General features: G+C 68.0%; 4 protein-coding genes. All 4 read right to left on the bottom strand.

Features of this window, described 5'->3' with window-relative positions; genetic code table 11:
- The coding region (locus tag IY392_RS18705; RefSeq protein WP_194862034.1) for an MBL fold metallo-hydrolase at positions 1–567 on the bottom strand (567 nt) is incomplete at its 3' end.
- Positions 568–638: 71 nt separating this feature from the next.
- Entirely contained in the window at positions 639–956 is a 318-nt protein-coding gene (locus tag IY392_RS18700; protein ID WP_194862033.1) for a rhodanese-like domain-containing protein, read from the bottom strand.
- Positions 953–1,798 carry an ABC transporter ATP-binding protein gene (locus IY392_RS18695; RefSeq protein WP_194862032.1) on the bottom strand — a complete coding sequence of 282 codons (846 nt, stop codon included), beginning with the start codon at positions 1,796–1,798 and terminating at the stop codon, positions 953–955. Before IY392_RS18695 ends, IY392_RS18700 begins: the two co-directional genes overlap by 4 nt.
- A partial coding sequence (locus IY392_RS18690; RefSeq protein ID WP_194862031.1) for an ABC transporter permease occupies positions 1,791–2,454 on the bottom strand: 664 nt, incomplete at its 5' end. The genes IY392_RS18695 and IY392_RS18690, both read right to left, overlap by 8 nt.

The raw sequence follows: 2,454 nt of genomic DNA, 5'->3' as shown, positions 1-2,454 counted from the left end.
GAAGACCTGGACGTGGTCGGGCAGGGAGACGAACGACTCCTTCAGGCTGCGGAAGACCTGCGTGGCGCCGGCGAAGCGCGTGTCGATCCCGCCCGCGGCCTCATCGAGCAGATCCGGTCGACCGAGATCGCCGGCGAAGACGAAGTCGCCGGTCAGCATGTAGCCGGGGGTATCAGCGAAGGCGCCGTCGGTGACGAGGAAGGACAGGTGCTCCGGGGTGTGGCCCGGGGTGTGCACGGCCTCGACCGTGATGTTGCCCAGCGTGAGCCGGTCCCCGTGGTGCAGCCGCTCGGCCTCGAAACCGTACTGCCAGTCGTCGCCGCCCTCCCCCGAGACGTAGACGGTCGCGCCGGTCGCCTCGGCGAGCTCGCGGGTGCCGGAGAGGTAGTCGGCGTGGATGTGGGTCTCGGTCACCGCGGTGATGGTCATGCCGTGACGGTCGGCCAGGTCGAGGTACTCGCGGATGTCACGACGGGCGTCCACCACCATCGCCTCGTTCCTGGCCTGGCAGCCGATGAAGTACCCGGCCTGGGCGAGGTCCTCGTCGTAGATGCGCTCGAGAAGCATCGAGATCTCCTTGTCGATCGGGGTTCGGGTGGTGCCGCGGGGCGCCGTCAAGGACGACCCGTACATCGGCGTCAGACCAGACCCGAGGCGCGACCCGCGCGGATGTTCTGGCGCACGACCACGACCTCACGACCGGCCGCGGCAAGTACGACACCGGCACGTTCCGCACGGGAGCCGCGCTCGCAGTGCACCCAGACGACGCCCGGCGGTACCTCCTCGAGTCGGTCAGCCAGATGGGCGACCGGCACGTGTAGCGCTTGATCCAGGTGATCGAGTGCGTACTCGTCGTCGTCTCGGACGTCGAGCAGGACGATGCCCGCGGCCGGACTGCCGTCCGCAGCGCGGGGGAGCTCGGTAAACGACGCGGCGACGAGACCGGGGTCGCTCACGCTGCGTCTCCCGTGGTCTCATCGCGGGTGAGCGAGTCCAGCAGAGAGGTTCGCAATTCCCGATAGGCGGCCTCGTCCGGCAGGGTGTCGGGGTCGCGGGGTCGGTCGAAGGGCACGCTGATATCGCGCGTCACGGTGGCGTCCGGGCCATGGTCCATCACCAGGATGCGGTCGCTGAGCGCGATCGCCTCGTCGACGTCGTGGGTCACCATGACCACCGTGCGTCGGTCGGCCTCCCACAGCCGTAGCAGCTCGCGCTGAAGCGAGTGACGGGTCAACGCGTCCAGAGCCCCGAACGGCTCGTCCAGGAGCAACACCTTGGGCTCCAGCGAGAACGCGCGGGCGATGCCGACGCGTTGCTGCATGCCACCCGAGAGCTGCCCAGGTAGTCGGTCCTTAGCGTGGCCCAAGTGGACGAGATCGAGGTAGTGGTCCGTCACCTCGGCGCGAGCCGATGCGCCGAGCGCTGGGCGGGCGCACGAGAGCGCGAACTCAACATTCTCCCGCGCGCTCATCCACGGCAACAGGACGTGCTGTTGGAACACCACCCCGCGGTCGGCGCCGGGCCCGTCGATCGGCCGGCGATCAAGCCACAGGAGACCGTCGGAGGGTTCGACTAGACCGGCGATGATCGAGAGGATCGTGGACTTCCCGCAACCCGATGGGCCGAGGAGGGAGACGAACTGACCGCGACCGATCCGGACGTCTGTGGGGGCGACGATCTGTACCGCGTCCGCCCCATTCCCGAAGGACTTCGAGATTCCTTCCAGATGCAGGAACGACGCATCGTGGCGCGAACCGGCCGATGGGCCGTCGTGGGTGGAGAGAGCAGTGTCAGGCATGGGGTACCACCTTGTGCAGGGCCGACACTGCGCGGTCGAGCGCGAGGCCGACGAGGCCGATGATGAGGATCGCGACACAGATCGCGGGGATGTCGAGCTTGTTCCACATGTTCCAGACGAAGTACCCCATTCCACGTCCGCCGACGAGCATCTCGGCGGCGATGATGACGAGCCACGATGTGGAGAGCGACAGACGCAGGCCGGTGATCATCTGCGGTAGGGCGGACGGCAGCAGGATCGAGCGGATCACCCTCCACCGTCCGGCCTCGACGGTGCGGGCGAGTTGGAGGTGGAGCGGGTTGACGGACCGCACGCCCTCGATGGTGTTGAGCAGGAGCGGCCACAGTGCGCTCATGATGATGACGAAGAGCGCGGTGCGCTCGGCGTCGCGGAGTAGGGCCAGCCCCAAGGGCAACCACGCCAGGGGCGAGACCGGCCGGAGGATCTGGATAATCGGGTCGAGTCCCCAGCGGGCGGATCGCACCGACCCGAGCAGGAAGCCCAGCGGTATCGCGATCACCGCCGCCACGAGGAAGCCCGTGAGCACCCGCTGCAGGCTGGCGAGGAGGTGCCAGAACACACCCACACTGTTGATGCCTTCCCGGTAGAAGGGGTCGGAGAGAATCTCGATTGCCGAGTTGAGCGTGGCCGCCGGG

The sequence above is a fragment of the Dietzia sp. SYD-A1 genome (genome assembly GCF_015356725.1).
Taxonomy (GTDB): Bacteria; Actinomycetota; Actinomycetes; order Mycobacteriales; family Mycobacteriaceae; genus Dietzia.
Note: the sequence above shows the minus strand (reverse complement) of the source record. Positions and strands in the feature narration are given on the sequence as shown.